General features: G+C 52.7%; 1 rRNA gene. It reads right to left on the bottom strand.

The features are described from left to right. Nucleotides 1-34 precede the first annotated feature (34 nt). Nucleotides 35-2923, bottom strand: a 23S ribosomal RNA gene (locus OKB87_RS23430). Between the last annotated feature and the right edge of the window lie 156 nt (nt 2924-3079).

The raw sequence follows: 3079 nt of genomic DNA, 5'->3' as shown, positions 1-3079 counted from the left end.
TGCTACAAGCCTTAGAACACTTCTTGGGTGTTGTATGGTTAAGCCTCACGGGTAATTAGTATGGGTTAGCTCAACACGTCGCCGCGCTTACACACCCCACCTATCAACGTTGTGGTCTCCAACGGCCCTTTAGGACCCTCAAGGGGTCAGGGATGACTCATCTCAGGGCTCGCTTCCCGCTTAGATGCTTTCAGCGGTTATCGATTCCGAACTTAGCTACCGGGCAGTGCCACTGGCGTGACAACCCGAACACCAGAGGTTCGTTCACTCCGGTCCTCTCGTACTAGGAGCAACTCCCTTCAATCATCCAACGCCCACGGCAGATAGGGACCGAACTGTCTCACGACGTTCTGAACCCAGCTCGCGTACCACTTTAAATGGCGAACAGCCATACCCTTGGGACCGACTTCAGCCCCAGGATGTGATGAGCCGACATCGAGGTGCCAAACACCGCCGTCGATATGAACTCTTGGGCGGTATCAGCCTGTTATCCCCGGAGTACCTTTTATCCGTTGAGCGATGGCCCTTCCATTCAGAACCACCGGATCACTATGACCTACTTTCGTACCTGCTCGACCTGTCCGTCTCGCAGTTAAGCTGGCTTATGCCATTGCACTAACCTCCTGATGTCCGACCAGGATTAGCCAACCTTCGTGCTCCTCCGTTACTCTTTGGGAGGAGACCGCCCCAGTCAAACTACCCACCAGGCACTGTCCGCGACCCAGATTCATGGGCCTGCGTTAGAACATCAAACATACAAGGGTGGTATTTCAAGGACGGCTCCAGCGCAACTGGCGTCACGCCTTCAAAGCCTCCCACCTATCCTACACATGTAGGTTCAATGTTCAGTGCCAAGCTGTAGTAAAGGTTCACGGGGTCTTTCCGTCTAGCCGCGGGTACACCGCATCTTCACGGCGAATTCGATTTCACTGAGTCTCGGGTGGAGACAGCATGGCCATGGTTACACCATTCGTGCAGGTCGGAACTTACCCGACAAGGAATTTCGCTACCTTAGGACCGTTATAGTTACGGCCGCCGTTTACCGGGGCTTCGATCAAGAGCTTCGCTTGCGCTAACCCCATCAATTAACCTTCCGGCACCGGGCAGGTGTCACACCCTATACGTCCACTTTCGTGTTTGCAGAGTGCTGTGTTTTTGATAAACAGTCCCAGCCATCTGGTCACTGCGACTCCCAACTGCTCCATCCGCAAGGGACTTCACTGTCAAGAGCGAACCTTCTCCCGAAGTTACGGTTCTATTTTGCCTAGTTCCTTCACCCGAGTTCTCTCAAGCGCCTTGGTATTCTCTACCCGACCACCTGTGTCGGTTTGGGGTACGATGACTTGTAATCTGAAGCTTAGAGGCTTTTCCTGGAAGCAGGGCATCAATGGCTTCCGCACCGTAGTGCGTTCGTCTCGTGTCTCAGTGTTGTGTCTCCGGATTTGCCTAGAAACACCACCTACGCACTTTCACCAGGACAACCGTCGCCTGGCCCACCTAGCCTTCTCCGTCCCCCCATCGCAATTACAAGTCGTGCAGGAATATTAACCTGCTTCCCATCGACTACGCCTTTCGGCCTCGCCTTAGGGGTCGACTCACCCTGCCCCGATTAACGTTGGACAGGAACCCTTGGTCTTCCGGCGAGGAGGCTTTTCACCCCCTTTATCGTTACTTACGTCAGCATTCGCACTTCTGATATCTCCAGCATGCCTCTCGACACACCTTCGCAGACTTACAGAACGCTCCCCTACCACTCACGCTTAGCGTGAATCCGCGGCTTCGGTGCCTGGTTTGAGCCCCGTTACATCTTCCGCGCAGGCCGACTCGACTAGTGAGCTATTACGCTTTCTTTAAATGATGGCTGCTTCTAAGCCAACATCCTAGCTGTCTGAGCCTTCCCACATCGTTTCCCACTTAACCAGAACTTTGGGACCTTAGCCGGCGGTCTGGGTTGTTTCCCTCTTCACGACGGACGTTAGCACCCGCCGTGTGTCTCCCGGATATTACTTACTGGTATTCGGAGTTTGCATGGGGTTGGTAAGTCGGGATGACCCCCTAGCCCAAACAGTGCTCTACCCCCAGTAGTATTCGTCCGAGGCGCTACCTAAATAGCTTTCGGGGAGAACCAGCTATCTCCGAGTTTGATTGGCCTTTCACCCCCAGCCACAGGTCATCCCCTAACTTTGCAACGTTAGTGGGTTCGGTCCTCCAGTTGATGTTACTCAACCTTCAACCTGCCCATGGCTAGATCACCCGGTTTCGGGTCTACACCTTGCAACTAGACGCCCAGTTAAGACTCGGTTTCCCTACGGCTCCCCTATACGGTTAACCTCGCTACAAAATGTAAGTCGCTGACCCATTATACAAAAGGTACGCAGTCACCCCGAAGGGCTCCCACTGCTTGTACGTACACGGTTTCAGGTTCTATTTCACTCCCCTCACAGGGGTTCTTTTCGCCTTTCCCTCACGGTACTGGTTCACTATCGGTCAGTCAGGAGTATTTAGCCTTGGAGGATGGTCCCCCCATATTCAGACAGGATGTCACGTGTCCCGCCCTACTCGATTTCACATCAAGGTTGTTTTCGTGTACGGGGCTATCACCCTGTATCGCCGGCCTTTCCAGGACCGTTCCACTAACTTCCAAGATGCTTAAGGGCTAATCCCCGTTCGCTCGCCGCTACTGAGGGAATCTCGGTTGATTTCTTTTCCTCGGGGTACTTAGATGTTTCAGTTCTCCCGGTTCGCCTCGCTACGCTATGTATTCACGCAGCGATACCTAGCTTATGCTAAGTGGGTTTCCCCATTCGGAAATCCGTGAGTCGTAATGTCTCTTACCGACTGCTCACGGCTTATCGCAGGTTAGTACGTCCTTCATCGCCTCTGACTGCCAAGGCATCCACCATGTACGCTTAGTCACTTAACCATACAACCCCAAGAAGTGTCGGTGAAACCGACGCAGCTTGTTGTCGTACAACAAGGACCAAATAAAATTTGGTTTTCGCCAAGAAGTTTCCAAAGCACTTGTAACAAATGTTTGAGAACTACTTTTTAAATCAGCTTTCCAGATTGTTAAAGAGCA

The sequence above is a fragment of the Aeromonas sp. Y318-1 genome (genome assembly GCF_027706125.1).
GTDB lineage: Bacteria > Pseudomonadota > Gammaproteobacteria > Enterobacterales > Aeromonadaceae > Aeromonas > Aeromonas hydrophila.
The sequence above is the reverse complement of the archived record's forward strand: the minus strand, read 5'-3'. Positions and strand labels throughout refer to the sequence as shown.